This is a genomic window from Nesterenkonia lutea, from assembly GCF_014873955.1.
Classification (GTDB): Bacteria; Actinomycetota; Actinomycetes; order Actinomycetales; family Micrococcaceae; genus Nesterenkonia; species Nesterenkonia lutea.
The window spans coordinates 2,727,434-2,754,167 of sequence record NZ_JADBED010000001.1 but is presented as its reverse complement, the minus strand read 5'-3'; the positions used below and the strand labels follow the sequence as shown (position 1 = coordinate 2,754,167).

Annotated in this window: 24 protein-coding genes; 8 read left to right on the top strand and 16 right to left on the bottom strand. The window is 67.8% G+C overall.

Features of this window, described 5'->3' with window-relative positions; genetic code table 11:
- Nucleotides 1-60 precede the first annotated feature (60 nt).
- Complete coding sequence (locus tag H4W27_RS12525) at nt 61-735, bottom strand: copper resistance CopC family protein (RefSeq protein WP_192596228.1); 675 nt, start codon at nt 733-735, stop codon at nt 61-63.
- Nucleotides 736-1,002: 267 nt separating this feature from the next.
- Here H4W27_RS12525 and H4W27_RS12520 point away from each other — a divergent pair, with 267 nt between their 5' ends.
- A complete protein-coding gene (locus H4W27_RS12520) occupies nt 1,003-1,416 on the top strand; it encodes a hypothetical protein (RefSeq protein WP_192596227.1) in 414 nt (137 codons plus the stop codon).
- Between the two features lie 13 nt (nt 1,417-1,429).
- Here H4W27_RS12520 and H4W27_RS12515 read toward each other — a convergent pair whose 3' ends face one another.
- Both H4W27_RS12515 and H4W27_RS13710 read right to left on the bottom strand, forming a co-directional pair.
- The gene (locus H4W27_RS12515; RefSeq protein WP_192596226.1) at nt 1,430-3,028 is read right to left on the bottom strand and encodes an MDR family MFS transporter; all 1,599 of its coding nucleotides are present in this window, start codon (nt 3,026-3,028) and stop codon (nt 1,430-1,432) included.
- Complete coding sequence (locus tag H4W27_RS13710; RefSeq protein WP_225939116.1) at nt 3,025-3,624, bottom strand: TetR family transcriptional regulator; 600 nt, start codon at nt 3,622-3,624, stop codon at nt 3,025-3,027. Before H4W27_RS13710 ends, H4W27_RS12515 begins: the two co-directional genes overlap by 4 nt.
- Nucleotides 3,625-3,752: 128 nt before the next feature.
- Between H4W27_RS13710 and H4W27_RS12505 the strand changes: the two genes are divergently transcribed.
- A complete protein-coding gene (locus H4W27_RS12505; RefSeq protein ID WP_192596225.1) occupies nt 3,753-4,292 on the top strand; it encodes a small multi-drug export protein in 540 nt (179 codons plus the stop codon).
- Here H4W27_RS12505 and H4W27_RS12500 read toward each other — a convergent pair.
- From H4W27_RS12500 to H4W27_RS12490, 3 genes are all read right to left on the bottom strand, one after another.
- Nucleotides 4,289-5,431, bottom strand: coding sequence for a hypothetical protein (locus tag H4W27_RS12500; protein ID WP_192596224.1), 1,143 nt, complete (start codon nt 5,429-5,431; stop codon nt 4,289-4,291). The genes H4W27_RS12505 and H4W27_RS12500 overlap by 4 nt on opposite strands.
- 72 nt (nt 5,432-5,503) lie before the next feature.
- Nucleotides 5,504-6,577: an LLM class flavin-dependent oxidoreductase gene (locus H4W27_RS12495; protein WP_192596223.1), complete on the bottom strand. Its 1,074-nt coding sequence runs from the start codon at nt 6,575-6,577 to the stop codon at nt 5,504-5,506.
- An 86-nt stretch (nt 6,578-6,663) separates the two neighbouring features.
- A complete protein-coding gene (locus tag H4W27_RS12490) occupies nt 6,664-7,557 on the bottom strand; it encodes an ArgP/LysG family DNA-binding transcriptional regulator (RefSeq protein WP_192596222.1) in 894 nt (297 codons plus the stop codon).
- Nucleotides 7,558-7,650: 93 nt separating this feature from the next.
- On the opposite strand from H4W27_RS12490, the gene H4W27_RS12485 reads away from it, so the two are divergent.
- Nucleotides 7,651-8,340, top strand: a complete 690-nt coding sequence (locus H4W27_RS12485; RefSeq protein ID WP_192596221.1) for a LysE/ArgO family amino acid transporter — start codon at nt 7,651-7,653, stop codon at nt 8,338-8,340.
- Nucleotides 8,341-8,432: 92 nt separating this feature from the next.
- On the opposite strand, the gene H4W27_RS12480 is transcribed toward H4W27_RS12485, so the two are convergent.
- Nucleotides 8,433-10,019, bottom strand: a complete 1,587-nt coding sequence (locus H4W27_RS12480) for a phytoene desaturase family protein (protein ID WP_192596220.1) — start codon at nt 10,017-10,019, stop codon at nt 8,433-8,435.
- A complete protein-coding gene (locus tag H4W27_RS12475) occupies nt 10,016-11,275 on the bottom strand; it encodes a hypothetical protein (RefSeq protein WP_192596219.1) in 1,260 nt (419 codons plus the stop codon). Before H4W27_RS12475 ends, H4W27_RS12480 begins: the two co-directional genes overlap by 4 nt.
- Nucleotides 11,276-11,376: 101 nt before the next feature.
- Here H4W27_RS12475 and H4W27_RS12470 point away from each other — a divergent pair, with 101 nt between their 5' ends.
- Together H4W27_RS12470 and H4W27_RS12465 are read left to right on the top strand one after the other, a co-directional pair.
- The gene (locus tag H4W27_RS12470; RefSeq protein ID WP_192596218.1) at nt 11,377-11,964 is read left to right on the top strand and encodes an SRPBCC family protein; all 588 of its coding nucleotides are present in this window, start codon (nt 11,377-11,379) and stop codon (nt 11,962-11,964) included.
- A gap of 78 nt (nt 11,965-12,042) precedes the next feature.
- Nucleotides 12,043-12,843, top strand: a complete 801-nt coding sequence (locus H4W27_RS12465; protein WP_192596217.1) for a CGNR zinc finger domain-containing protein — start codon at nt 12,043-12,045, stop codon at nt 12,841-12,843.
- A 13-nt stretch (nt 12,844-12,856) separates the two neighbouring features.
- Here H4W27_RS12465 and H4W27_RS12460 read toward each other — a convergent pair whose 3' ends face one another.
- The 5 genes from H4W27_RS12460 to H4W27_RS12440 form a co-directional block, all read right to left on the bottom strand.
- Entirely contained in the window at nt 12,857-13,270 is a 414-nt protein-coding gene (locus tag H4W27_RS12460; protein ID WP_192596216.1) for a hypothetical protein, read from the bottom strand.
- Nucleotides 13,271-13,382: 112 nt separating this feature from the next.
- On the bottom strand, nt 13,383-13,952 hold the full coding sequence (locus H4W27_RS12455; protein WP_192596215.1) for a hypothetical protein: 570 nt from the start codon (nt 13,950-13,952) through the stop codon (nt 13,383-13,385).
- 10 nt (nt 13,953-13,962) lie between these two features.
- Entirely contained in the window at nt 13,963-15,321 is a 1,359-nt protein-coding gene (locus H4W27_RS12450; protein WP_192596214.1) for an MATE family efflux transporter, read from the bottom strand.
- A 10-nt stretch (nt 15,322-15,331) separates the two neighbouring features.
- Complete coding sequence (locus tag H4W27_RS12445; protein WP_192596213.1) at nt 15,332-16,474, bottom strand: CPBP family intramembrane glutamic endopeptidase; 1,143 nt, start codon at nt 16,472-16,474, stop codon at nt 15,332-15,334.
- Nucleotides 16,475-16,485: 11 nt separating this feature from the next.
- Nucleotides 16,486-17,430: an acyl-CoA thioesterase gene (locus tag H4W27_RS12440; RefSeq protein ID WP_192596212.1), complete on the bottom strand. Its 945-nt coding sequence runs from the start codon at nt 17,428-17,430 to the stop codon at nt 16,486-16,488.
- Between the two features lie 167 nt (nt 17,431-17,597).
- On the opposite strand from H4W27_RS12440, the gene H4W27_RS12435 reads away from it, so the two are divergent.
- Nucleotides 17,598-20,819: a beta-phosphoglucomutase family hydrolase gene (locus tag H4W27_RS12435; protein WP_192596211.1), complete on the top strand. Its 3,222-nt coding sequence runs from the start codon at nt 17,598-17,600 to the stop codon at nt 20,817-20,819.
- Nucleotides 20,820-20,933: 114 nt separating this feature from the next.
- Here H4W27_RS12435 and madM read toward each other — a convergent pair whose 3' ends face one another.
- From madM to H4W27_RS12420, 3 genes are read right to left on the bottom strand one after another with little or no spacing between them, the layout of a single operon-like run.
- Nucleotides 20,934-21,695, bottom strand: coding sequence for a malonate transporter subunit MadM (gene madM, locus H4W27_RS12430; RefSeq protein WP_192596210.1), 762 nt, complete (start codon nt 21,693-21,695; stop codon nt 20,934-20,936).
- A 1-nt stretch (nt 21,696) separates the two neighbouring features.
- Nucleotides 21,697-22,098 (bottom strand): malonate transporter subunit MadL, encoded by a 402-nt coding sequence (madL, locus tag H4W27_RS12425; protein ID WP_192596209.1) that lies wholly within the window; start codon nt 22,096-22,098, stop codon nt 21,697-21,699.
- 41 nt (nt 22,099-22,139) lie between these two features.
- On the bottom strand, nt 22,140-25,046 hold the full coding sequence (locus tag H4W27_RS12420; protein WP_192596208.1) for an AMP-binding protein: 2,907 nt from the start codon (nt 25,044-25,046) through the stop codon (nt 22,140-22,142).
- A gap of 94 nt (nt 25,047-25,140) precedes the next feature.
- Here H4W27_RS12420 and H4W27_RS12415 point away from each other — a divergent pair, with 94 nt between their 5' ends.
- Both H4W27_RS12415 and H4W27_RS12410 read left to right on the top strand, forming a co-directional pair.
- Nucleotides 25,141-25,854, top strand: a complete 714-nt coding sequence (locus tag H4W27_RS12415) for a GntR family transcriptional regulator (protein ID WP_225939115.1) — start codon at nt 25,141-25,143, stop codon at nt 25,852-25,854.
- 10 nt (nt 25,855-25,864) lie between these two features.
- The gene (locus H4W27_RS12410; protein WP_192596207.1) at nt 25,865-26,713 is read left to right on the top strand and encodes an IclR family transcriptional regulator domain-containing protein; all 849 of its coding nucleotides are present in this window, start codon (nt 25,865-25,867) and stop codon (nt 26,711-26,713) included.
- The last annotated feature ends 21 nt before the right edge of the window (nt 26,714-26,734 follow it).

Below are 26,734 nucleotides of genomic sequence, written 5' to 3'. Positions count from 1 at the left end.
AATCGCATCGCACCGCTGGCCAGAAGGGCGGCGGTCCCGTGCCCGGCATCAGCGCGCCTGTCAGCCCCGGCGCCGCGCCCTTCCGCGAAGCACTGCGATGACCGCGCCCGCGATCAGGCCCAGCACGACGATTCCCCCGGCCACGACCGCCCAGGTGGGCACCCCCACGCTGTACCCGACCTCCTCGGCGGGCGCCTGGGTCATGGTCTGCTGGGCTTCGGGATCTTCGGCGGCGGACTCCTCCGCCGCCGGCTCGCTGGGAGCGGCCGCGGCGTCGTCGTCCTCGGAAGTGTCCGGCTCCCCCGCGGCGGAGCCGGGCCCGGAGTCCGCGACCTCGAAGTCGAAGGACTGCTCCTCGGCGTGGCCGTCGGAGTAGACCGCCCGGTACGCCACGGTGTATTCGCCCCCGGGCAGCTCCTCGGGGAGGTCGGCGGACAGGGTGGAGCCCTCGACCTCGGTCTCGCCGTGCCAGTTCGCACCTTCGGCGTCGCTGACCTCGATGACGTTGGCGATGGACTCGCCGTCGGTCAGTCCGTCCCCGGAGAATTCAAGGGTGATCTCCTCGGGGCTGCGCTCGAGGACTTCCTCAGCCTCCGGAGAGGAGGAGATGAGGGAGTCATGTGCCCAGGCGGGCGCGGCGACGGCGGCGAGGCTCAGCCCGATGCCGGCTGCGGCAGAGAGGAGGCTGATGCGTGCCGCCTGCATGCGCGGGGACGCGGTTGCTTGGTGTGTCATGGGAGTATCTGGACCTTCGAACGTGGAGCGACTGGCCTGCGGCGGGGCCGCGCCCTGGACCACAGGAGACCCCTTTCCTGGGCTGATGCGGGCGAGTCTACTACAGCGTGTAGAAGAAGAACCTGGCGAGGCGAGCCGCCTCCGCTGCCCCGCCATTTCTGCTCCTGACCTCATCTGGTGGGTGATATGCGGGGATTTCTGGCCCGGTTTTGCGCCGAACCGCCCTCAGATCGCCCAGCAGATGCGCAGGCCGCACATAATGGCGCTATGACAGACTCTTCCGCCTCCGCCCGCGCTCATGGGCCCCGCTCCCAGATGCTTCTCCGCCTGCTGGGCTGGAGCGCCTTCGTGATCCTCGGCTCGGCCGCCTCCTGGTTCGCGTGGATGGGATGGGACCAGGAGTACTGGGTGGATTCGGCAACCGGGCTGGAACACGGCCCCTACCGCGCATGGCAGGTCATCGGGTGTGGAATCACACTGGTGGCCATCGCCATCTGGACCTCGATCCACCGCTGCTGGCCTACCGTGCTGCTGCTGCCGCCCTCGTTCACCCTGGCATGGAGCGTGACCGCCAGCGAGGACTCGACCGGGCTGTGGGTGGTGGGAGCCATCATGGTGCTGGTCGGCAGCACGGTGGGCACCCTGATCATCCTGGGCATCGCCCGACTGACCAGGCCCTGACGGTTCACCGCAGTCAGCGGTCCAGTGTGGTTGCCAGCGGCTTCTCGTCGACGAAGATCAGCATCAGCGTGGCGATCAGCGCGAACGGTGCGAGCACCAGGAACAGCGGCATCAGCGCCTCGTTATAGGACTCCACCACCACCGTGTAGATCGAATCCGGCAGCGCGCGCACCAGCTCCGGGGTCAGCGAGTTCGCACCGGCACCATCGGCGGCACCAGCAGGCAGCCGCTCGCTGAGCAGGTGGGTCAGCCGCGCGGCGAAGAGGGAACCGACGACGGCGGAGCCCAGGGTCGCCCCGACCTGACGGAAGTAGTTCTGTCCCGCGGTCGCGGTGCCCACGTGGCGCAGCGCGAAGGAGTTCTGCGCGACCAGCGTCAGCAGCTGCATGGTGCAGCCCAGGCCGAGGCCGAGCACGCCCAGGTAGAGGCACTCCAGGATCACCGGAGAGTCGGCGCTCACCGTGGAGAGCAGGCCGAGACCGAGTGCGGTGATCACACTGCCGACCACCATCACCTTCTTGTAGCGGCCCGTGGCGCTGACCCTGCGGCCGACGACGATGCCCGCCACCAGCAGCGTGCCCATCATCGGGATCATCAGCATCCCCGCCTGGGCAGGGCTGTAGCCGGTGACCATCTGCAGGTAGGTGGGCATGTACCCCAGCGCGCCGAACATGGCCACGCCCGTGATCAGCCCCGCCACCATGGTGAGCACGAAGTTCCGGTTGCGGAAGAGCATGAGCGGCATGATCGGCTCGGGAGTCCGAGATTCGACCCAGGTGAAGATGGCTCCAGTGATGATCGCCGCGGCGATCAGTCCCAGGATGAGCGGGGAGGACCAGGCATACTCGCCGCCGCCCCAGGTGGCCACCAGCACGACGGCGGTGGTCGCGGCGGCGAGCAGCGCCATCCCCCACACGTCGATGCGTCCGCGCTTCTCGGTGGGACGCTCCGGGAGCTTCAACAGGATGGCGATGCCCACCAGGGCCAGCAGTCCGAGCGGGACATTCATCCAGAGCGTCCAGCGCCAGCCGGGCCCGTCGGTGAGCCAGCCGCCGAGCAGCGGACCGGCCACCGAGGAGAACGCGAAGACGCCGCCCATGACGCCCATGTATTTTCCGCGCTCGCGGGCCGGGACGACGTCGGCGATGGTCGCCTGGGACAGGATCATGAGTCCGCCGCCGCCGATGCCCTGGATCACGCGAGCACCGACCAGCTGACCCATGCCGTCCGCGGCGCCGCCGAGTGCGGAACCGATGACGAAGGTCAGGATGGCGAACATGAAGAGCGGCTTGCGGCCGAACATGTCGCCGAGCTTGCCGTAGACGGGCATCATCACGGTGGAGGCGAGGATGAAGGCCGTGATGACCCAGGCCATATGCTCCACGCCGTCGAGCTCGCCCACGATGGTCGGCAGCGCCGTGGCCAGCACGGTCTGGCCCAGCGAGGCCATGAGCATGGCAAGGATCAGCGCGCTGAAGATCAGACCGAGATGCCCGGTCTCCGGCTCCGCAGGCGCGGGAGCTTCAGCGGCCTGAGCAGAGCCCGGGACCGGACCGACAGGAGTGCTGGGCGGGGTGGTCTTCGAAGGAGAAGAGGTGTCGTGACTGGTCATCGGGTGTTCTCCATGACGTTTCTGAACTGGGCGATGGACTCGCTGATGAACGGGTCGAGACTCGCGGACTCGGACTCGTGATAACGGGTGAAGGTGAACTTGGTGATGCCTCCGGCCAGGATCAGCAGGGCCTCGAAGGCGTGCTCTCCCCCACCGCCGGGCAGACGAAGTCCGCCCTGCTCGGCCTCGGCGTGCACGGCACCATGGACGAGCTGCTCCACCTGAGCCAGCAGCTCTGCCAGCCGGGCGCGCAGGTGCGGGTGCTCGGCGATGATTCGGCGGCGGCTGGCCGCGGTCTCCTCCGGCAGGCAGGTGCGGACCACGGCCACAAAGAGATGCACCACCCGGGTCAGCTCGTCCTCCGCAGAGGCATGGAAGCGTTCGACGGCGAGAGGGTCCAGTTCCGCAGACCGGGTCCCGAGGACCGCGTCCTCCTTGACCGGAAAGTAGTTGAAGAACGTTCGCCGTGACACCCCGGCGCGAGCGGCGATCTCATCCACCGTGGCGGCACCCGGCCCGCTCGTCCTGGCCAGCTCGAAGGCGGCGCGGTGGATGGCGTTCCAGCTCTGGAGCTGGTTGCGTTCCCGTTGACTCATAGTTTCTTGCACTCATGCATCTTATGCACCGGGGAAACTTTGCACAAGTGCAAGAACGTGTGAGCTGCGCAACCAGGCTCACCCCTGGGGCTGACGACGCGGCCCGAATGATTCGAAAGAATGAGCCCATGTACGAATCACTGACACTCGCGACCAATCTCGCCGCCACCATGGGTGAGGACCACTGGATCACCGGCCTGCAGAACTGGACCCAGGACCTGCCCGCCGCGCTGCAGTGGCTGGGCGTCATCCTGGTCTCAGCGATCCCCTTCGTGGAATCCTTCTTCGGCGCCCCCATCGGAATACTGGCGGGGATGCATCCCGCCGTGGCGATCATCGCCGCCGTCGTGGGCAATATGCTCTCACTGATCCTGGTGGTCTACGTGGCCCACTGGGTGCGCACCGCGATCCTGCACAAGCGTGCCCGACCGGTGGACCCGGAGAAGTCCGCCAAGCGTGAGAAGGTGCGGCGCATCTTTGATCGATTCGGCGTCCCCGGGGTCTCGATCCTCGGCCCCCTGGCGCTGCCGAGCCAGTTCACGGCCCCGCTGATGGTCTCCTTCGGAGCCTCCCGCCATGCCGTGATGGCCTGGATGCTCGTGTCAGTGATCCTCTGGGGCGCAGGTTTCGGTCTGCTCGCGGCCTGGGGACTGAGCCTCGTCGGCTAGCGCTGCTCCTCGTCCTTCGGGTATCGCTGCAGCGCCCGTGAACCCTGCGTGAGGTTCTGCAGGTCCGCGTCGTCGTCGAAGTTGGAGCCGATCGCCCCGGCGAAGGTGCCCAGAGAGGCCGAGAGCCAGGCGATCTCCACATAGTTGATGAAGCCGGCGTCCTCGCCCAGGACGTTGGACATGAACCTGGGTTCGATGAGCAGCAGCCCCACCACCAGGATCGAGACGAACAGCAGGATATAGAGCACGGTCACGCTGACCAGCATGCTGACGACCGTGGAGGTGTTGTACATGAACGCCTCGCGGGCTCCGCCGACCTCGGAGGGCCTGTTCCAGAGCCTGTTGCTGATGATCAGCCATGAGGTGACGATCGCGATGGCCGCCACAGAGACCACGGCGAGTCGCCAGTGCGGGAGGAAACTCGCCATCTCCCAGATGGTGGTGAAGAAGACGCCGAAGGCTCCGGTCGCTGCGGCACCGGCGAAGACGCCCGAGAGCTTGGTCAGCGACCACATCGGCTCATTGGCGGCCACCATTCCCAGGGTCAGCCACACGCGCCCAGGGAAGAGCATGCCCGGGGATATGAAGAAGGAGTCCTCTCCCTGCTGCGGTTCCACATGCGCGGAATAGCCGTCGTAGCCGCGCGCCGCCTCCACCGACTCATGGAGCAGGGCAGTGACCACGCGGTGGAGTTCTCGGCGCAGGGAATGCAGGACGAACATCGGCCCCAGCGCGGGGAGCGAGATCACCGCGAGACCGTCTGAGAAGTGCAGCTCGGCGGTCTTGGGGCGCTTGCCCGCCATCCTGGGAATCTCAGTCAGGATGATGGTGATGTCTGCATCGTCCTCGCGCGACCATCGCTTTGCCAGCTCCAGGTCAAGTGTGGCGTCCTCACGCAGCGGAATCAGCGCCTGTTTGTGCGTGACGCTCGCGCCACGTGCCCAGTCGGCGTTGCGGCCTCGGTCAGGGTGCTGAAACAGCTTGCGCAGGAGCCACGAGGTTCTTCCTGGATCGGAGTAGACCATGATGCTGCGTTCGCCGCCGACAGACTCATTCTCCCGGACCTGATCCACCTGGCCCTGATTCTGGGTGTCCTGCTGCCCGGGGGCCGTCCCCCCAGCCGTCTCCTGAGATGCCATGGCGGCCACGCTACCGTTTCACCCCGAACCGGTGCCCGCTTCCAGGGAAACCGACACCGGCTCAGAGCCGGGTCAGGAATCGCTGAGCATGTCCAGCACCAGCGGCTTGACCTGGGTGCCGTAGAGCTCGACGGCACTGAGCATGTGCTCATGCGCCAGGCTCGCGTTGCCATATTTCATCCCGAAACGGCTGTTGCCCAAGAGCTTCTGCGTGCGCACGATCTTCTTCGCCACCGTCTCCGGGGATCCGACGTACAGGGCTCCCTGATGGACCTCCTGCTCGAACTGTGCGCGGCTCGGGTGGCCGTTGCCCCAGCCGCGTTCCCGGCCCAGCTTGGCCATGGACTCGGCCCAGGAGGGATAGAAGACATCAAGGGCCTCCTCATCGGTGGAGGCCACGAATCCGTGAGAGTGGACCGCCACGCGACGGCTGCCGCTGTGGCCGAACTCATCCAGCGCCTTCTGATAGAGCTGGGCCAGCGGACGGAACCGCTCAGGGGCGCCGCCGATGATCGCCAGCTCCAGCCCCGCGCCATGGCGTGCCGCACGCACCACTGAATTGGGGGTCCCGCCCACGGCGATCCACGTGGGCAGGCCGTGCTCATGCTCGGTCTTGGGGTAGATCTCCTGGTCCTTCAGCGTGCCGCGCGTGTTGCCCTGCCAGCTCACAGGCCCTTCGCTGCGCAGCCGGAAGAAGAGGTCGACCTTCTCCTCGAACAGCTGCTCATAGTCGGAGAGGTCGTAGCCGAAGAGCGGATAGGACTCGATGAACGAGCCGCGGCCCAGTGAGACCTCGGCGCGGCCACCGGTGAGCCCGTCGATGGTGGCGAAGCGCTGATAGACGCGCACCGGATCATCTGAGGAGAGCACCGTCACGGCAGAGGTGAGCTTGATGCGCTCGGTGACTGCCCCGATGGCTGAAAGCACGACGTCGGGGGCGGAGATGGCGTAATCGGGACGGTGGTGCTCGCCGATGCCGATGACATCCACCCCTGAGGCGTCGGCCATCTTGGCCTCGGCGAGGACGTTGCGCAGCACCTGGGGCTGGGGGACATCCTGCTCGCCGTCGAGGGTCTTGGTGACATCCCCGAAGGTGTGCAGGCCGAGTTCGAACTGATCGCTGTGGCGCTCTGTGCTGATGGTCATGGCTGGTACAACGTCACCCGCGGCCGCCGCATTCCTCAAAATTTGAAAGAGTTTCCGCCGCCCTCAGCGCATGCGGGCCGCCGCCCTCAGCGCATGCGGGCCGCCGCCCGACGAACGGCTCGGGTGAGGCGGTCCATGACGGAGATCGTGCTGGACCAGTGCTGCCAGTGCAGCGTGGTCTCCTGCGGCCCGATCGCCTCCACGATCACCAGGTCCGGATGGGTTCCCTCCACCAGCCCGGGGGGAATCATCGACTCGGGGATCATTCCCCAGCCCAGCCCGAAGCCCACCCCCGCGTTATAAGCCTCCACCGAGGGCACCATATGCGTGGTCGGCGTCCCAGAGATCCCCAGTCGGCGCAGAGCCCCGCGCTGCAGCGAGTCACGGATGCCGTACTCGATCAGCGGCACCCGCTCCCAGTCCACCGCTCCGTCTGCGCCGCGATGCCGATCCAGCAGCTCGGCGCTGGCCACCGGCCAATAGCGCATGGTTCCCAGCGCCGTGGCACGGCAACCGGAGACCGGGGTCGGATTCTCGGTCACTGCGGCGGCCACGGTGCCGTTGCGCAGCAGCTCGTGCGTGTGTTCCTGGTCCTCGGCGTAGAAGTGCAGCTCCACGTCATCCCAGGTCGCCGCCTCCTGCAGCACGCGCAGGAACCAGCTGGCCAGGGAATCGGCATTGACTGCCACAGAGAGGGTCACAGTGGGGGCGGCCTGGCCCGGGAGCCGATGGAAGCCGAGGCTGCGGCGAGCCTCGTCCTCCAGCGTCACGGTCTGCCGCGCGATGCGCAGCAGCTCCGTGCCCGACTCTGTGGGCATCACGGGAATCGTGCGGGTCACCAGCACATGACCCACCTCCCGCTCCAGGGCCTTGATCCGCTGGGAGAAGGCCGAACCCGAGATCTGCAGCAGCGCGGCGGCGGCCTCGAAGGTCCCCTCGTCCACCGCGACGACGAAGGCCCGCAGGTGATCTGTGTTCATCCCGCCAGTCTAGTCACGCATCTGAAGCATTGCTTCAGATAGTGAAGGATCATGAGCTGGTATGGATGAGCTGCAGACCCCAGGATGGGACTCATGACTATCGTGCTCACCGGACTCCTGACCTGCCTGGCCCTCATCGTCGCCATCGGCCCGCAGAGCGCCTGGCTGCTGCGCCAGGGTCTGCGCAGAGACCGTGTGCTGCTCGCCGTCTCCTGCTGCGTCTTCGGCGACATCCTGCTCATCGGCCTCGGGACCGCAGGTGTCGGCGCGGTGCTCGATCACGCACCATGGCTGATGGAGGTCCTCCGCTGGGCCGGCGTGGCCTACCTGACCTGGTTCGCCGCCCGCTCCTTCGCGGCTGCACACCGTGCGGGCCAGGCGCTGAAGCCTGGCGTCCGTGTCGAGATGTCCAGCCAGGGGACCGACGACGCCGTGCTCTCCCCCTCTGCAGCGGGCACCGGCGTGAAGACGGTCCAGAAGGTGCAGGTCACTCGGATCTCCTCCATCGCCGCCACGGGCCTGAGCGTGTCGATCCTCAACCCCCATGCCTGGGTGGACACGATGGTGGTGCTGGGAACCATGGCCAACACCTTCGGCGATGAGCGATGGCTCTTCGCCGTGGGCGCCGTCACCGCTTCGGTGGTGTGGTTCAGCACGCTGGCCCTGGGCGGGGCTGTGCTCTCCAAGTGGCTGAACCGGCCGCGCACCTGGCAGGTCCTCGACCTGGTGGTCGGTGCGATCATGCTCGTGGTCGCGGGGCTCCTGGCCTTCGGCGGATTCTGAGCCCCGAGCCGTAGGGAGTCTGGGAGACTGGGAGTCTGGGACATAGGGAGCGTGGGACGCCGGGGCGCCGGGAGTCTGGGACGCCGGCAGGCTCAGGAGTGGCGGCGCAGGACTGACTGGGCTGCGTGATAGCCCGCCATGCCGTGTGCGCCGCCGCCGGGCGGGGTGGAGGCTGAACACAGGTACACCCCCGCATCCGCCGCACCCGCAGGCAGCCCCTCGGGGACACCGGGTGGCTCAGCAGCGGAATGGGGCACGCGGTAGGGATCGGCCCGCAGCGCCGGCCGGGCGAGGAACTGGCCCAGCGTCGGCGCTCCGGCGCTGATGGAGCCGCCGACCAGGTTGGGATTCCACTCCTGCAGATCCGCCGGGCTCCACAGCTTCCGTGCCAGAACTGCTGTGCCGAAGCCGGGGGCCTGCGCCTCGATCTCCGCCTCGATCATCAGTGCGGCGCGGGTCGCGGCAGACCCGGACAGTCCGCCGGGAACATGGGCGTAGGCCCAGGCCACGGTCCGCTCATCCGGAGTCCTGGAGGGATCGGCCACACTGGGCTGGGTCAGCAGAACATAGGGCCTGCCCGGGAGCACCCCCCGCACCGCCGCGGCCTCTGCCGCGGCGAGCTGAGCCGCACCGCCGCCGAGGTGCACGGTGCCGGCCTGACCCATCTGCTCATGCCGCCATGGGATCGGGCCCTCGAGCAGATAATCGATCTTCACGATGCCGGCGCCGTAGTTCCACCGGCTCAGCGCGCGGGAGTACCCGCGCGGAAGCCGCAGCCCGCCGAAGCTGCGCAGCTGACCGGGGGTGATGTCCAGCAGCACGGCGTCGTAGCCCGGCCGGGTCTGCGCCGCGGCCGCTGCGCCGGCTCCCGAAGCTCCGCCAGCCGCCGCACGGAGATCCTCGAGGCCTTCGATCCTGCGGTTGGTCACCAGCACTCCGCCGTGGGCCTCCAGCTCGGCGACCAGGGCTCGAACCACCTCGCCTGAGCCGCCGCGCGCCACGGGCCACCCGTGCGCCTGCGCGGCGGCGCCCAGGAGGAGCCCGAAGGCGGTGGTCAGCGGCGCACGCAGGTCGGTGGTGGCGTGGCCGGCCACTCCGGCGAAGAGCGCCTTGGCCGGCTCCCCGGAGAAGATCTGCTGCAGCCAGGTCGAGGGCCACGCCCCGCGGCCGCCGATCTGCAGCAGGGCACCGATCCGCTGGGCCGGGGTGTCCGCGCCCAGGTTGCTCAGCGGTGCGGTGACCGGAGTGAGCCCGGCCCGGAGCACCCGGTCCCAGTTCCGGACCACCGGTTCGAAGAGACGGGTCCACGCCGCGCCGTCGTCCCCCAGCCCAGCGGCCGTGGCGGCCACTGTGGAGTGCAGCAGGGCCGGCGGTGCGCCGTGGTCGAGACCGTGCGCGGCGGGGATGACCGGACTGAGATATTCAAGACCATGCCGCTCGAGGCCGGGAACCGGCGGCGGACCGAAGGGGAAGACGCTGGCGCCGAGGTCGCTGATGACGCCCTCCCCGCCCAGGATCCCGCGCCCAGGTTCCGCGCGGAACAGCTCGGCCGAGCGCAGCGCGCCGCCCGGAGCCTCCGCAGCCTCATAGACGGTGACCTCCCAGCCCGCCTGAGCGAGCAGGCAGGCGGCGGTCAGACCGTTCGGGCCCGACCCGACGACGGCGGCGCGACGACTCATGCGACAGGACCTTTCAGCTGGGCGACCAGGGCGGCGATGTTGCGGATGAAGACGACCATCCAGGAGAAGAGCACGGCGGCGCCGATGAGCTCCAGCGAGGTCAGGTTGTAGTAGCCGATCGGCTGCCAGAGGGCGGCGGCGAGGATCACCCCGGCCGCTGACAGGTAGCTGATCAGGTAGAAGGTGCGCGGGAACCCCGGGAGCACGTACGGCATCCCGACCAGCAGCACCAGGAAGGAGAGCACGAAGAAGGCCGAGAAGAGGACGTGGATGTCATGGTGCAGGCTGATCGGAACCAGACCCACCCCTGCCAGAGAGACGCCCATGCTGATCATCACCGCACGGACCATGCCTATCCGAGGCCGGGAGACGTGCCGGGTCCAGGCGGCCCGCAGTCGCGCCCACCAGGGAAGCCTGCCATCGGCGCGACGCTGCCCGGCCTGTCGCTGCTCCAGCTTCTCCGCCCGGAGTCCCGTGATGAACTCGGACCAGATCTCCAGGTCCCGGGTGATGAAGGCGGTCAGCGTGGTGATAATCGTCCCGGAGACGACCAGCGTGGTGTTGAAGGTCCAGAAGGAGGTCAGTCCCGCCTGACCGGTGCCCAGCTCGGAGAACATCACGTGCCACCAGAACGGGTTCTCGGCGAAGATCATCGAGACCAGCACGCCCGAGGCCATGAACAGCGCCAGCAGGGTGGAGAGCGAGAACGCGGTGATCCGCGCGCCGGAGTTGAAGCTGAAGTAGCCGGAGATCCCGCCCACGATCGCCAGCAGCACCGCCCCGGCGATGGAGTCCACGGTCAGCCCGATGAAGGCCTCCTGGAAGACCCGAAACAGGCCCAGGGAGACCATCACCGCGATCGAGGCATGTACCACCAGCAGAGCCACGGTGTCCATCAGCTGACGGATCTTCGGCCGCTCGCCCAGCCAGATGTTCGCCAGCCTGGCATTGAGCGAGAAGCCCAGCAGGAAGGCCAGAGCCGCCGTCACACCGCCCACGGCCGAGCCGTAGACCTGGATGGACTCCTCCCCCGCCAGCGGCGGTCGATGCTCGGCGAAGACCACGAAGCCCAGGACCACGCCGATCAGTGCCCCACCGATCGCGCACCAGATGGCACGGGACTCGATGAGCACCTGCAGCTTCGCCTGCGTCTGGGCCTGGGTGCGCGAGACCCCGGCGGGGTGGGAGGACTCCTCCACGGCAGCCTGCGCCGCGAGCCGACGCGCCATGCCGTGGGAGGGGGTCGATGTGCTCACCGCTCAAGCCTTGCCGCCTGCATAGATTCGCGCAAGCTGGTCCGGTGAACTCCCAGCCAACGGACGCCGCACCGCAGGCCTCGGGCTCTACACTTCCGTCCATGAGTTCTCAGCACACCGATCAGCGGTCCACCGGTCCCCCTGCGCCCCGTCGTCTGGACCGCGGAGATCACGTGGTGGCCTACTCCGCTGAGATCAGCGCGCCCGCCGAGGAGCTCTTCGTGCTGGTCTCCGACCCGCACCGGCACCACGAGCTCGACGGCTCCGGAACCGTTCAGCCCCGGGCCATCGGGCCCCGTCAGCTGCAGACGGGAGACCGTTTCAGCGTTCACATGCGGCTGTTCGGGGTTCCCTACAGACTGCCGCTGCGCGTGCTGACCTCCCAGCCGCCGTCGGCGCAGCGGCCCGGAGTGCTGGAATGGGTGCAGCCCACAGGACACCGGTGGCGCTGGGAGATGACCTCCTTGACCGGGCGGCCGGGTCATACCCTCGTCACCGAGACCTATGACGCGCGCCGTCAGCTCCGCCCGGTGCGCGGTCTCCTGCGGCTGCTCAAGGTCTGCCCACGCAATGCGGCCAGCATCAGAGGCTCCCTCCGGCGCCTGCAGGAGCGCTGCGAACAGCCCAGCCGCGAGGAGGTCATCCCCGCGGGAGACCGCACCCCGGGTCCTGGCCATGTCAGGGGCTAAGCTTGGCCACACACCAGCCCCCGCCGCCGCGAGGCCACGAATCTCGGCCGGGTGCTGCCCAGCAGGGAGAGGAGATGCATGTTCGATGTTGACACTGACCGGACCCTTGTGGCCGCGGCAGACCTGGTGAACACCGCCGCCGGGCTGCGCAGCGCCACGCCCGGTCCGGACCAGCTCGCCACAGTGGCGCAGCTGAAGAAGTATCTGAACCAGCGCGATGGCGACATCCGCTGGCCAGCTTCGAACGCGGACAGGACACAGCTCAGCCGTGTCCGGGATCTGAGGGACAAGGTCCACGAGATCTGGGCGGCCGCGCCGATCGAGACGGAGGCGCCGGTCCAGGTGCTGAACCAGCTTCTGAGCGGGGTGGGGCTGAGGATCGGCCGCACCTCCGACGGGCAGCACCGAGCGGAACCCGTGCCCGCCTCCGCAGAGCTCGCCGATGTGATGACCGCGAGCATCGCCACGTCCATCCAGCACCTTGTGGTGCGCGAGGAGACGGCCCGGATGCGTACCTGCAGGGGGGAGAGCTGTGAGGCCGTCATCATCGACCTCACCCGGAACAGGTCGAGGCTGTTCTGCGACTTCGGCAACTGCGCGAACCGCGCCCACGTGCGGGCCTACCGCGCACGCCAGGCGGCCCACCGGAAGGACCCCTCTCCGCGTCCGACGCCCGCCGCGCAGACGCCGGTGGAGACAGAGGGGGCTGCGAGCGCCCGTCTGGTCAAGCCCAGCGCCGCCGAGAAGGCGGCTCAGATCCAGGAACCCACCTCCCAGTCGGCCACTGCCGCCAAGGAGTTCCGGGAACGGATGCGGGACGAGCTGATGGAGAAGCGCGGCAAGAAGTCCAAGAAGTCAAAGAAGGGGAAGAAGAAGTAGCGCTTCAGGAGGTTCAGCGGCGATCGTCGCGGCGTCCGTAGGTCGGTTCCTCGCCGTCCTCGGACTCTCCTGCGTCGCGCCGCGCCTGGGCGGCCTCGTCTGCTCGTCTGCGGCGAGCGTCCTCGCGGCGCTTCGCCACCTGCTGGCGGTAGAGCTCCTCGGAGTTCCGATTCACCCCGGAACCTTCGGCGAGGTGCTCGGGATTCTCCCGGGAGGCCAGGTGAAGCATCGAGATGACCAGCAGCGTGGCGATGAACGCGATGCCGAAGACGATCAGCGCCAGGTCCAGCCGCGCCACGTTGTCAGTGCCGCCCGAGGCGGTGATGAGCGTGACAAAGCCCGCCACGAAACCCATGGCGAAGGAGAAGATCAGCGGGACCTTGACCGTCTCGAGCAGAGAACGGCGCCCCTTGTCGTCTTCAGCCACTGAGAGTTCCTCATTCCTGAACATCGGGATCTGGTCTCTGGTGTCCTGCGCCTGCGGCGTGGCACCACGGTCAATTCTACGTCCTGTAGTAGAACGGCGACGATTCAGGGGTTCAGCCGGCGTGCGCTCGGCCGCGCCTGGCGTCATGGAGCAGTCCGGCGCCGCTGATCAGCAGCAGAACCGCCATGATCACCACGCCCATCCCGGCGATGCCGAGAACGCCGTGGGGGTCCAGGCCGAGCCCGACGGCGAGCCCGAGCGCCGTGAGCACCCCGACGGCGCCGAGGGTGAGCTGCTCCCGCGCGGGGATGAACTCGCGCCGAGTGCGGAGCCCGCCGACGAGTTCCGCGACCCCCATCGCGCCGAAGCCGACTGCAGCGATCACCGCCGCGGCGGCGGGGGTGTTCACGAAGAGGACCGCTATCCCGGAGAGCACCCAGGCGGCCGCTCCCAGGGCGAGCGGTCCGCGCAGAGCCATCGGGACGGATTCGATCTTGGCGTAGTCCCAGACGGCGGTGGCGCCGAGCACGAAGAACGCGGCCAGCGAGATCTTGAGCAGGGTGACGGTCTCCTCCTGCCAGAAGATCGCGACCACCGCGAAGACAGCGGTGATGACGGCCCGCACCCAGACGGGGCGGATCAGCTCTTCGGCGGTGGAGGCCGGGATCTTCTTCACAGACACGACGGCAAGTCTACCGCCGGGAGCCGGGGCGGTGCTCGCCCGCGATCATCCAGCGTCCTCCGTGGGCCCGCAGGCCCAGGGTCACCCCGCGCGCGCCCATGAACACCACTGCGAAGCCTGCCCAGAGCCAGCCGATCGCCTCGGTCCCGGAGAACCCTGCGGAGGCGATCCACCACAGCAGCGGGAGGTAGAGCGCCAGGTTCACGAGGCCGACCACCGCGAGATACTTCACGTCTCCGGCACCCATGAGCACGCCGTCGAGCACGAACACGAAGCCGGCCAGCGGCTGCGCCAGCGCCATGACCAGCAGCGCGGTGGTGATTCCTGCGGCCACGCGGGAGTCGGGGGTGAACAGGCCCGGGGCGAAGGGAGCGGCGACTGCGATCAGTCCCCCGGTGATGACCCCGAACCCCAACCCCCAGCGGATCATCGTGCGAGTCATCGCTCTGGCCTGAGACACCCGCGAGGCACCCAGCTCTTTTCCGATGAGCGCCTGCGCGGCGATGGCCAGCGCATCGAGCACGAACGCCAGGGTGGAGAAGATGGTGAAGGCCACCTGGTGGGCGGCCAGGGCATGCGGGCCGAGATCGGTGGCCACCAGCACCGTGGCCACGATGGCCGCGCGCAGCGAGAGGGTGCGCAGCATCATCCAGGAGCCCACGCCCGCCGCCTGGCGCAGTGCCACCGGGTCCACCCCCAGCGGGACTCCCGCGGCGCGCATCTGCGGGATGAGCATGATCAGATAGGCGATGGCCATCCCCCACTGGGCGATGGAGGTGCCCAGCGCGGCTCCGGCGGTGCCCAGCCCCAGCGGGTGCACCAGGATCAGATTCAGCACGATATTTGCCCCGAAGCCGACGGCGGCCACCACCAGCGGGGTCTTGGTGTCCTGCATGCCGCGCAGCATCCCGACGGCGGCGAACACCAGCAGGATCGCGGGGACCCCCGGCAGCGACCAGAGCAGATAGTTCCAGGCGTGGACCTGCATGCCTCCGGAGCTGCCCATGGCCAGGAGCAGCTGCTCGCCGAAGGCCAGGCCGGCGAAGGCCAGCACAGCCCCCAGCATGACCGAGAGCCAGAGGCCGTCGCGCCCCGCCGCGAGCGCCCGCCTGAGCCGCCCTGCACCGATGAGGCGTGCCACGGCGGGGGTGGTGGAGTAGGCGAGAAAGATCATCAGCCCGGTGACGGTGTGCATCACGGTGATGCCGAGCGCGGCGCCGGCGAGCTCGTCCACACCGAGCCGACCGATGATGGCGGTGTCGGCGAGCAGGAACAGCGGCTCCGCCACCAGTGCGCCCAGTGCGGGCACTGCCAGGGCGAGGATCTGCCGGCCCATCGGGCGGGGATCCCCGGTCTGCGGATCGGGCATCAGTCCCGGCTCACCGGCCGCCGGTCAGTGTGAAGGTCACCTCGGCGACCAGGCGCAGCAGAGCGGTGCTGGTGGAGAGGGCGTTGGAGACCAGCCCCGGCATGTCCTCCATGTCCATGCCGCTGTCCTCGAGGAACTGCTCCAGCCGGGGCTGGACGAAGTACGCCATGACCAGGGCCATCACGTTGTTGAAGGCATGCAGGAGCCAGGCATAGACCAGCGAACGACCCGTGAGGATATAGGCAAGGGTGAACACCGAGCCCATGACCAGATACGGCACCACGGAGACGATGGTCAGGTCCGTGGCCATTCCGGGACTGATCAGCATCGTCACCAGCGCTGGGATGAAGTGCAGCAGCGGGAAGGTGATCACGGAGATCACGCCGCAGATCCAGATGTTGATGAAGCGGGAGAGCTTGCCGATGAGCAGGTGCCGGAAGAAGTACTCCTCCACATAGGGCCCCAGCAGCCCCATGACCACCACGGCGGCCAGGAAGGGGACATATTGGAGCATGCCCTCGATGGCGAGCTGGTTCTCAGAGGTCTCGGGCTCTCCACCCAGGCCGAAGACCACCAGCGCGGTCAGGATGAGCGTGCCCACCCAGGCCACGGGCACCAGCAGAAGCTTCAGCCACCAGAGGTAGCCGAAGGCCTTCACCGATCGCCAGAAGGCCTTGGCGGAGAATGCGATGGCCAGCGCGAAGATGAGTCCGTAGCCGACGACATTGAGCAGGAACTGGGCCTGCTGGACCTCTTCCTCGATGCCCGAACCGAGCATCGTGGAGAACGGTGGGACCAGGCCCAGCAGGCTGACCCCGCCCACGAGCATCACCACGACATAGGCGAGCACCGCGATCAGGTCGGACCAGGTGAAGCGTCCAGGTTCGGAGTCGCGCTGCCCCCGCCGCGCGCGCGGTGGGGAAGCTGGCTGCCAGCCGCCCTGCGGCGATTGCCCGTAGAGCTGATTCGGCTGCCCGTACGGCTGGGGCGCCTGCCCATACTGCTGATTCGGCTGCCCATACGGCTGGGGCGCCTGCCCATAGTGATTCGGCTGTCCGTACGGCTCGGGCGGCTGCCCATACTGCTGGGGCGGCTGCCCATACTGCTGGGGCGGCTGCCCGTGGGGATGCGGATCGTGCGGAGGCTGAGTCATCAGGTCCCAGTTCAGTTCTGTGAGGTGATGGGGCTTGGGGTGAGGAGAGTGGCATTGCGCAGGTCACGCAGCTTCCTGGCCTGCGCCGCGACAGCGTGGTCCTCATCGGTGATGGGCTCCCAGGGCGCGATGTGCCGAGCAGAGCCGGTTCCGTCCGGGGAGACCATGACGGGCAGCCCATAGGCCACCACCGCGGGGTTCTTCTCGCGGCGATCCCCGGCCCGGACGCGGACCAGGATGTGCATGGACTTCGAACCGGTGAGGACCAGCCGGGCATCGACCTCGACCAGATCGCCGATGGTGATCGGTCGATAGAAGCGCACACCGCCGGTCAGCACGGCCGCCGCGTCATGTCCGCTGTAACGCTGCGCACATATCTCAGCTGTCTTGTCGATCCACTTCATCACCGCGCCGCCGCGGATCTTGCCGTCGGGGTAGCGCTCGTCGGTGTCTGCCAGGAAGCGCAGCGTCAGCGCCTCGGAGGTGCCCATGCCCTCGGGCAGCGCCTGGATCGTCTCTTCGACCTGGCGGCGGTACACCATCCGCTGGGAGGCGTCGAGGTCACGACGGCGCTCCAGCTCGGTCTGCGGCTCGAAGGCGGCCGCCTCGGCGGGCTCGCCGTCCTCGCCCACTGCCACGTAGATCATGAAGCACTCGGTGCACACCACCCAGCCCTCGTCCTGGCGGATGAGCACGCGGGTCTGGATGTGCACCGAGGTGCGGCCGGTGTGGACCACTCGCGCCTGCACCGTCACCGGTGTGTCCCGGGGGACCGGAACGGTGAAGTGCATGTTCCCCACGTAGGAGGTCACGCAGTCGACCCGCGTCCAGGAGGCAGCGCATGCGTAGGCGGTCTTGTCGATCCAGTCGACGACCACGCCTGCGGCCACATAGGAGTCGCTGGAGGCACTCGTGACCTCTCGGAAAGTCAGTTCGATGCTGCTGCGCCGCGCCATGACCACGACGCTAGCACCCCCACATGGGAGACCTGCGCCATAGGTCACAGGCGAGCAGGTGTATATCGTGGACCCTGGAGCCCTAGGATGGGGCACCGTGCCCGCACGGACGTGCCCATGTCCCGGGTGACCATCCGACCTTCGAACCATCTCAGCATGAGGCAGATATGCACCCCTTTGAGAATCCGTTCCGACACAGCGCCGAGGCCAAGCGTCACGCCCTGCGTCATTTCCGCACCGTGATCTTCGATATGGACGGTGTGGTCACAGATACGGCCGGAGTCCACACGCGAGCGTGGAAGGAGCTCTTCGACACGGCTCTGCCGGAGATCGCCGGATCTCCGCAGCCCGAGTTCACCGAGGAGGACTACCTCAACTATGTCGATGGGCGCCCGAGAGAGGATGGGGTCCGCTCCCTGCTGAAGGCCCGGAACCTTCCGGTGCGCGAGGGCAGCCCCAGTGACACGCCCGAGACGCTGAGCATTCACGGGCTCGCGGCCCGCAAGCAGGGGTACTTCGAAGCCGTCCTGGCGCGCGACGGCGTGGAGGTCTTCGCCACCACGGTCGAGCTGATCGAGCGGCTGCGCAGAGACGGCATCCCCACCGCCCTGGTGACCTCGTCTCGGAACGGGCGCGAGGTGCTCACGATCGCCGGGCTGCTCGATGCCTTCACCGTGATCGTCGACGGCTCGGACGCCCTGGAGCTCGGCATTCCGGGCAAGCCCAATCCACATATGTTCCTCCACGCTGCCGAGCTGCTGCGGGTCGAGCCTCAGGACGCCATCGTGATCGAAGACGCCGCCTCCGGAGTCCAGGCCGGCCGCGCCGGAGACTTCGGCATGGTCGTTGGTCTGAACCGCGGCGATGATCCGGCCCGACTGAAGGAGGCGGGGGCCGACGTCGTCGTCGACGACCTCGCCGTGATGAACCTCTCCAGCCGCACCACCCGGCCCTATGACTCGGACTGGGTCCTCTCCTACGACGGCTTCGACCCGAAGCTGGAGCCCACCCGCGAGGTCCTGATGGCGATGGCCAACGGCTACTGGGGCACCCGCGGGCACTATCCGGGCACTGCGGCGGACGCCACACACTATCCCGGCAGCTACATCGCCGGAGTCTTCAACCGGCTCAAGACGGACCTGATGGGCAAGACGGTGGAGACCGAGCACATGGTCAATGTGCCGGACTGGACCTTCCTGCAGGTCACTCCGGATGCCGGCACGCCGCTGCTGCCGGGCTCCCCCGAGCTGATCGCCTACCACCAGGAGCTGGACATGCGGCGGGGACTGGTCACCCGGATCGCCCGCTACCAGGACCTGCACGGACGCCGCACCAAGATCACCATGCGCCAGTTCCAGTCCCTGGCCGGAGTGCAGATCGCCGGGCTCGAGATGAAGATCGAGGCCGAGAACTGGTCCGGCAACGTCAATGTGCGCTCGATGATCGACGGCCGCGTGGCCAACCGCAATGTCGACGCCGACCGGGAGCTCGCCGGCAACCACCTGCACCCGGTGCAGTCCCGGGAGGTCGACGGCGACACGGTGCTCCTGGAGACACAGACCAATCAGTCCCAGGTGCGCATCGCCCTGGCCACCCGCACCTCGGTGACCACCTCAGGCTCCAGCAACCCCATGCGCCGCCCCATCCATGAGGGTGAGCTGGTCGCGGGGCATGACATCTCGCTGGCGCTTGAATCGGGCAGACCGGTGATCCTGGAGAAGATCGCCGCGGTCTCGAACTCTCACGACCAGGCCATCTCCACGGTCTGGCACAACGCAGTCAAGAAGGTCCAGCGCGCCTCCAGCTTCCGCACCATGCTGACCTACCACGAGGAGATGTGGGGCGTGCTGTGGCACCGCTTCGCCGTCTCCATCGGCCAGGACCCCTCACGCCAGCAGATGGCGCTGAACCTGCACACCTTCCACGTGCTGCAGACCGCCTTCGGCGCCCGCCATGACCTCGACGCCACACTGCCGGCGCGCGGACTCACCGGGGAGGGCTACCGCGGGCATCTCTTCTGGGACGAAATGTTCATGTACCCGATGCTGACCCTGCGCCGACCGGAGCTCACCCGCGGGCTGCTGCTCTACCGCTACCGGCGGCTGAGCGAAGCCCGCTCCATGGCCCGCGCCGAAGGCTATGACGGGGCGATGTTCCCCTGGCAGGCCGGTTCGGACGGGCGCGAGGAGACGCCGAGCGAGCTGTGGAACCCACGTTCGGGCATGTGGATTCCGGACAACTCCCACCGCCAGCGCCATGTGTCCCTGGCCATCGCGTACTCGGTCCTGCAGTACTTCGAGACCACGCAGGACTACACCTTCCTGGCCGACTACGGGGCCGAGATCCTGGTGGAGATCTCCCGGTTCTTCGTGTCCATGACCACCTATGACGCCGAGAAGGACCGCTTCAGCATCGAAGGCGTCATGGGCCCGGACGAGTACCACGACGGCTACCCCGATTCTCATGGATCCGGGCTGCGCGACAACGCCTACACGAACGTGCTGACCTCCTGGATGTTGCGCCACACTGCACGGCTGGTGCGCGATCTCGACGGTCGCGATGATCCGCTCTCTGAATGGCTGGACATCTTCGAGGACGAGCTGGACCAGTGGGAGCACATCGCCCGGCGGCTGCATGTGCCCTTCCACGAGGACAACGTGATCAGCCAGTTCGACGGCTACGAGGACCTGGAGGAGTTCGACTGGGAGGGCTACCGGGCGAGATACGGCAACATCGGCCGCCTGGACCTGATCCTGCAGGCCGAGGGTGACTCCACCAACCGGTACAAGCTCTCCAAGCAGGCCGATGTGCTCATGCTCTGCTACATCTTCTCCGCAGATGAGCTGGTCGAGACCCTGGACCACATGGGTTACACGCTCACCATGGAGGACTTCGGCCGCACGGTGGAGTACTACCTGGCCCGGTCCTCCCACGGCTCCACGCTGTCTCGTCTGGTCCATGGCTGGGTGGCGGCACGCTTCGACCGCTCCGGCTCCTGGAACCTGTTCAAGGAGGCGCTGGAAGCTGACCTCGCCGACACCCAGGGAGGCACGACTCGAGAGGGCGTGCACCTGGGCGCCATGGCCGGGACGGTGGACATGGTGCTGCGCTGCTACGGCGGGGTGGAGACCCGCGCCGACGCGCTGTGGCTGCACCCGCTGCTGCCCGATGAGCTTCCTTCGCTGACCTTCCGGATGCGGTACCGCAACCAGCCCATCGTGGTCCACATCGACCACGAGGCCGTGGAGCTCAATCTCTCAGAAGGCTCGGCCGAGCCCATCGAGGTCAACGTGGAGGGCACGCGCAAGACCCTGGCCCCGGGGGAGACCTGGACGGTGAAGCTGGCGCATTCCGCTCGGGTGCATCAGCGCCAGCCCGCCGGGGTCTGACCGAAGTAGTCTGACCCAGAACTGACCGACGACGACGGCCGCTCACCTTCACAGGTGAGCGGCCGTCGTCGTCCTCTCTGACTTCCCTGATCTCTGTCTCAGGGTCTTCCGGACTCAGCCGAAGAGTCCGACCAGGGCGAAGTAGAACACCGAGGGTCCCAGCAGGCAGCCCAGACCGGTGTAGAAGGTGGCCGTCATGGCCCCATACGGGACCAGCCGCTTGTCCGTGGCGGCCAGTCCGCCGGCCACGCCGGAGGTGGTGCCCATGAGACCGCCGTAGGCCATGGCCGACTTCGGGTTGTTCAGTCCGATGAAGGGTGCGATCAGCGGTGTGCACACCATGACCACCACGGCCTTGATCAGCCCGGCGGCCACGGAGAGCGCGATCACCTCGGAGCTGGCGCCGATGGCGGTGCCGGTGACGGGGCCGACGATGTAGGTGGCCGCACCGGCGCCGATGGTGGCCATCGACTCCGGGTCCGTGTACCCGAAGGCGGCGGCGACTGCGGCGCCCACGATGAAGGAGACCACGATGCCGGCCATCAGCGCCAGCACACCTGCGGCTCCGGCCTTCTTGATCTCCTGGAGGTCCACTCCGTAGGCGGTCGCGACGATGGCGAAGTCGCGCAGCATGGCTCCGCCCATCAGGCCGAGTCCGCTGAAGATCGCGATATCGGCCAGCCCGTCCTCGCCTCCGGTCTGGATGCCGCCGAGATAGGCGAGCACCAGGCCCAGCATGATGGCGATGGCTGATCCCTGGAGCCGCCCCCGGGTCAGGGTCTTCGAGAGCCACCCAGAGACCAGCATGAGCGCGCCGACCACGACGAAGGCGAAGAGCAGTCCGTTGCGTTCGAGCACATCAGCGATGATGTCCATCTCAGGCCTCCTGCTTCTCTGCCTCGGTCATCGGGGGCAGCGGTTGAGACTGTCCCCCGATGCGGGCGATCACCGGGACCAGCGCGGCACCTGCGGCGAGCGCACCCAGCCCCGCGATGGCGGCCATGGGGCCGCCACCGATGGCCTCGGCCACGTTCTGCGTGGAGGCCATCGCGATCACGATCGGGATGTACAGGGCGCTCCAGAACAACACTCCCTGTTCGGTGGGCTTGGGGAACAGGCCGCGCCTGCGCAGCCGATCGGTGGCCACCACCAGAAGGATCATGGCGAAGCCGACCCCGCCCACATTGGCGTCCACTCCGACGAGGACGCCGAGACCGTCACCGATCAGCATTCCTATGAGCATGCACAGCGCCAGCGCTGCAACTCCATAGAGGACCATCGTTTCTCTCCTGACTAGTGTGTGAGAACTTCGCCGCGCGATCAGGCGCTGAAGAGGTCTGTGTACTGCTTGCGGAGCTCGGCCTTCTGCACCTTGCCCATGACATTGCGCGGCAGGGCCTCGACGAACCGGACGGCGCGGGGCTGCTTGAAGCGGGCCAGCTCCCCGGCCAGCGCGCCGAGGATCTGTGCCTCGTCGGGAGCTCCCTCGGCGGCAGGGACCACCACGGCCACCAGTCCTTCTCCCAGGTCCGGGTGGGGCACACCGATGACGGCGGATTCGGCGACGCCGGGCTGGTCATCGATGAGCCCCTCCACCTCCTTGGGGTAGATGTTGAACCCTCCGGAGATGACCAGGTCCTTGTCACGGCCGACGATGCTCAGGTAGCCCTGCTCGTCGATGACCCCGAGATCGCCGGTGATGAAGAAGCCGTCCGCACGGAACTCCTCAGCGGTCTTCTCCGGCATGTTCCAGTACCCGGCGAAGACGTTGGCACCGCGCACCTCGATGATGCCGACCTCTCCCTGCGGAAGGGCCTGGCCGCTCTCGCGGTCGGTGATCCGCACCTCGACCCCGGGCAGCGGGTGTCCCACTGTTCCGGGACGGCGGGGTCCTCCGCGGTAGGGGTTGGAGGTGTTCATGCCGGTCTCGGTCATGCCGTAGCGCTCAAGGATGGCGTGACCCGTGCGGGACTGGAAGGCCTCGTGGTCCGCGGCCAGCAGGGGCGCGGAGCCGGAGACGAAGAGTCGCATTCCGGAGCATGACTCCTCGCTGAACCGATCTGAGCCGAGCAGGCGGGTGTAGAAGGTCGGCACGCCCATCAGCACTGTGGCACCGGCCGTGGGATCCTCCATGGCGTCGAGCACCGCAGGGACCTCGAACCTCGGCAGCCAGATCATCGAGGCGCCCGCGGCCAGGGTCATGTTCACGGCCACGAAGAGCCCGTGGATGTGGAAGATGGGCAGTGCGTGGATGAGCACGTCCTCAGCCGTGAACTCCCAGGACTTCACCAGCGAGGCGCAGTTCGACGCCAGGTTCTGGTTCGTCAGCACGGCGCCCTTGGAGCGGCCCGTGGTGCCGGAGGTGTAGAGGATCGCGCCCGGATCCTCGGGGCGCGTCTCCGCGATGGCGGCGTGCTCCTGCTCGGCCGCAAGCAGCGTCCCGTCCCCGGTGGTCCCGAGGGTCTCCACGACGATCCCGTCTTTGCCCCGGCGCACATGATCCGCGGCCTGAGTCGGGTCACAGACCAGCACTCGGGGGGCCGCGTCGGACATGAAATAGTCCATCTCGGCGCCGGTGTAGGCGGTGTTCAGCGGCAGGTACACCCCGCCGATCTGCAGCGTCGCCAGATACAGCGCGATGGCTTCCGGGGACTTCTCCACCTGGGCCGCGACCCGGTCTCCCGGCACGACGCCGTCGCCGATCAGCTTCGCAGCGATCCGGCGCGAGGTGTGCAGCACCTCCGCGTAGCTCAGGACCGCACCGCCCGGCAGCTTGAACAGCGGCTTCTCCGGACGCGCCTGGGCCTGCGCGAGGAAGCCCTGATAGATGCCGCTGAGCTCGTTCTCCACTGCTGAGTTCTCCACTGGTGTGGTTCCTTTCGTGCTGCTGTTCTCTGCGGTCTCCGGGGAGATCAGCCGGGAGACGCGGACGCCGAGGGCGACCGTGCCGTTCCTGACGTAATCCTCGTGGCGCTGCTCGACCAGGCCCGGTTCGTAGCGGTAGTTGATCATCGCCCCGTAGGACTGCTCCCACATGTAGTCGGCGGTGCTGGCCGGCCAGTGCAGCTGCCAGGCGGTGGCCCCGTTGCCCAGGTGGAACCGGGCCACAGAATCCAGCGGCTGGCCATCGGGCCTGCGCTCGACGGCGATGTAGTGCGCCACAGCCGAGGCCAGCCGAACCCGAAGGTCCTCCAGCTGCAGCTCGGTCAGCTCCTCGGCTCCGTCGTGCCGCTCCAGCTCGGTGAAGAGCAGGCGCAGATCTTCTCGTCGCGGGTCCAGGGACTGCTCGCGCAGCCATCTCCTGAAGCCGGGGATCGGGGACAGCGTGACGAACTGCTCGAGGTGGGGCAGCTCCGCGGAGACCTGGTCGATGACCTGTTTGATGAGCAGACTGCCGAAGGAGATCCCGGCCAGACCGTCCAGCGCGTTGTTGATGGAATAGAGCACGGCGGTGTCGGCCTTCGCCGGTGAGATCGCCTCGGTGGGAGCCAGCAGCGGTTCGATCGCACCCGGGATCCCCCTGACCAGGGCGACCTCCACGAAGATCAGCGGGAGATCACCTGTGGCGGGGTGGAAGAAGGCATAGCAGGTCCGATCCTTCGGACGGAGGCGGCGCTTGAGGTCATTCATGTCCTGCATCGGGTGCACGCGCTCGGAGGCCAACAGGTGGTTGCGCATCTGACGCGGGGCGTCCCAGCCCACCTGCTCCATGCGAAGGAAGCCGCGGTTGAACCAGGAGCTGAGCAGGTGCCGGAAGTCGCGGTCCAGCGGCGCCAGGTCTGGGTGCTCGCGCAGCAGCCGGCGCAGATCGGCCCGCATGTTGACCAGGTGCAGGGTCGCGCCGGGGGCGTGGTTCAGTCGCCGCAGCAGCTGCTGGCGCGTGGGTTCGCTGGCATCGAAGAGGTCCGCCAGCTCGTTCTGCCCGCGGGTGCGCTCCCACTGCTGGTAGGCCTGTCGCAGCGCCTCATCGTCCACGGAGTAGGAGGCGAGCATGTGCTCGAAGAAGACCACGCGTTCGGCGTCCTCCTCCAGGTCCCGGTAGGCGGCCAGAGCACGATCAGCGACGGCGCGCATCGAGGCCTCACCCAGGTCCCCCATCAACACATCGCAGGCCGCCGTCAGCTGCTCCAGCGGTGCCGGCTCCGGCGCCCCCGGCTCCGGCTGGTGGCGTGCCCCGCTCAACGCCCGCACCAGATCTGCGAGGATCCAGCTCTGAGTTGCCGCCATGACGCCTCCTTCCGTGTATAACAAGAGTGCTGATGTATATAACAGCGACTATAGAGTATTGAAGTGATCCACGCCACAGTGTCCCGCTGGCGATATGCTCGAGACAGGAGGTGCCATGGTCCGGGTCCCGGAATCTCAGCGCGTGCGGGATGCGCTGGAGAACGCCATCGTCGACGGGCAGTACAGCCCGGGCGAGCGGCTCGACCCTGCCAAGCTCCAGGAGGAGTTCGGCTGTTCGCGCACCCCGGTGCGGGAGGCGCTGCAGGGGCTGGAACGCTCCGGCCTGGTGCGGATACGCCCCAAGCAGGGCACCTATGTCACCGAGCTGAGCCTCCCGGAGCTGGCGGAGCGCTTTGAGCTGATGGCCGAGCTCGAGGGGATGGCGGCCCGGCTGGCGGCCCGGCGCATCGAGCGGGAGCCGCTGAGCGAGCTGGGCCGAGCGCTTGAAGAATGTGAGCTCCACGAGGCGGCCGGGGACGCCGACGGCTACTACTACGCCAATGCGTGGTTCCACGGCATCATCTATGACTCCTGCGGCAACGGGTACCTGCAGCAGCAGGCCCATCATCTGCGCAGGGTCCTCCAGCCCTACCGGAGGCTCCAGCTGCGGGCCCCTGATCGCATGCGACGTTCGCTGGCCGAGCATCACGCGATCGTGGAGGCCATCAGCACCGGGGACACGGAGACTGCGGAGAACACCGCCAGGGACCACGTCCTGGTGCAGGTCAAGGAGTTCAGTCAGCTTGTACGAACCTGGAACAGGCTGCGCGAGGCGCGGACGGACCATGCCCAGGCCCAGCTCCACTGAAAGGAAGCCGATGTCACCGGAGCGAAGTCCCGAGTTCATCGAAGCCATCTCACGCGGACTGTCCGTGATCACAGCCTTCTCCGCCGAGTACCCGAGTCTCACGCTGAGCCAGGTGGCCAAGGCCACCGGCCTGGCGCGCCCCACGGCCCGGCGGATCCTGATGACGCTGCAGGAGCTGGAGTACGTGCGCGCAGAGAACGGACTCTTCGGACTGACGCCGCGAGTGATGGAGCTCGGCATGGCCTACGTCAGCTCGCTGGGACTCTGGGATGTGGCCAGACCCCATCTGCAGGCGCTGGTCTCGCGCACCCATGAGTCCGCATCGATGACTCAGCTGGACGGGCCCGATGTGGTCTACGTGGCCCGAGTCGCTGTGCCCAAGCTGATCGGTCTGCGGGTGGACATCGGCACCCGATTCCCCGCCCCGCCCACCTCGCAGGGCAAGGTGCTGCTGGCTGACATGAAGCGCCGGGAGATCCTGCAGCGCCTCTCCGTCCCTTCCCGGTCCTCGGTCATCCCTGTCGTCCAGTGGACCCAGAAGGTCTTTCTGGAGGAGCTGGACCGCGTCCGGCAGCAGGGCTACGCGGTGGCCGATGAGGAGCTGGCCCGTGGGATCCGCTCCATCGCGGTGCCGGTCCACGACGCCGAGGGGCGCGTTCGCGCGGCCATGAACACCACTGTGCACGCGGCGGAGACCAGCTTGGAAGCCCTGGTCACCACCTTGCTTCCACCGCTGCGGGAGGCGGCCGCAGCCGTGGAACAGGACTGGCGCCGTTGGCAGTCGCTGCCGACCCATATGCGCGAACGGGATCCTGCCGCGTTGGGCAGAATTCCGCTGCTCGTTGACCCTGAGGAGTGACCGCAGTGGAACGGGCACTGT

Coding starts and splice junctions, on each gene's coding strand:
- H4W27_RS12525 (WP_192596228.1), bottom strand. CDS start 735: ATGACACACCAAGCAACCGCGTCCCCGCGCATGCAGGCGGCACGCATC.
- H4W27_RS12520 (WP_192596227.1), top strand. CDS start 1,003: ATGACAGACTCTTCCGCCTCCGCCCGCGCTCATGGGCCCCGCTCCCAG.
- H4W27_RS12515 (WP_192596226.1), bottom strand. CDS start 3,028: ATGACCAGTCACGACACCTCTTCTCCTTCGAAGACCACCCCGCCCAGC.
- H4W27_RS13710 (WP_225939116.1), bottom strand. CDS start 3,624: ATGAGTCAACGGGAACGCAACCAGCTCCAGAGCTGGAACGCCATCCAC.
- H4W27_RS12505 (WP_192596225.1), top strand. CDS start 3,753: ATGTACGAATCACTGACACTCGCGACCAATCTCGCCGCCACCATGGGT.
- H4W27_RS12500 (WP_192596224.1), bottom strand. CDS start 5,431: ATGGCATCTCAGGAGACGGCTGGGGGGACGGCCCCCGGGCAGCAGGAC.
- H4W27_RS12495 (WP_192596223.1), bottom strand. CDS start 6,577: ATGACCATCAGCACAGAGCGCCACAGCGATCAGTTCGAACTCGGCCTG.
- H4W27_RS12490 (WP_192596222.1), bottom strand. CDS start 7,557: ATGAACACAGATCACCTGCGGGCCTTCGTCGTCGCGGTGGACGAGGGG.
- H4W27_RS12485 (WP_192596221.1), top strand. CDS start 7,651: ATGACTATCGTGCTCACCGGACTCCTGACCTGCCTGGCCCTCATCGTC.
- H4W27_RS12480 (WP_192596220.1), bottom strand. CDS start 10,019: ATGAGTCGTCGCGCCGCCGTCGTCGGGTCGGGCCCGAACGGTCTGACC.
- H4W27_RS12470 (WP_192596218.1), top strand. CDS start 11,377: ATGAGTTCTCAGCACACCGATCAGCGGTCCACCGGTCCCCCTGCGCCC.
- H4W27_RS12465 (WP_192596217.1), top strand. CDS start 12,043: ATGTTCGATGTTGACACTGACCGGACCCTTGTGGCCGCGGCAGACCTG.
- H4W27_RS12450 (WP_192596214.1), bottom strand. CDS start 15,321: ATGCCCGATCCGCAGACCGGGGATCCCCGCCCGATGGGCCGGCAGATC.
- H4W27_RS12445 (WP_192596213.1), bottom strand. CDS start 16,474: ATGACTCAGCCTCCGCACGATCCGCATCCCCACGGGCAGCCGCCCCAG.
- H4W27_RS12440 (WP_192596212.1), bottom strand. CDS start 17,430: ATGGCGCGGCGCAGCAGCATCGAACTGACTTTCCGAGAGGTCACGAGT.
- H4W27_RS12435 (WP_192596211.1), top strand. CDS start 17,598: ATGCACCCCTTTGAGAATCCGTTCCGACACAGCGCCGAGGCCAAGCGT.
- madM (WP_192596210.1), bottom strand. CDS start 21,695: ATGGACATCATCGCTGATGTGCTCGAACGCAACGGACTGCTCTTCGCC.
- madL (WP_192596209.1), bottom strand. CDS start 22,098: ATGGTCCTCTATGGAGTTGCAGCGCTGGCGCTGTGCATGCTCATAGGA.
- H4W27_RS12420 (WP_192596208.1), bottom strand. CDS start 25,046: ATGGCGGCAACTCAGAGCTGGATCCTCGCAGATCTGGTGCGGGCGTTG.
- H4W27_RS12415 (WP_225939115.1), top strand. CDS start 25,141: ATGCTCGAGACAGGAGGTGCCATGGTCCGGGTCCCGGAATCTCAGCGC.
- H4W27_RS12410 (WP_192596207.1), top strand. CDS start 25,865: ATGTCACCGGAGCGAAGTCCCGAGTTCATCGAAGCCATCTCACGCGGA.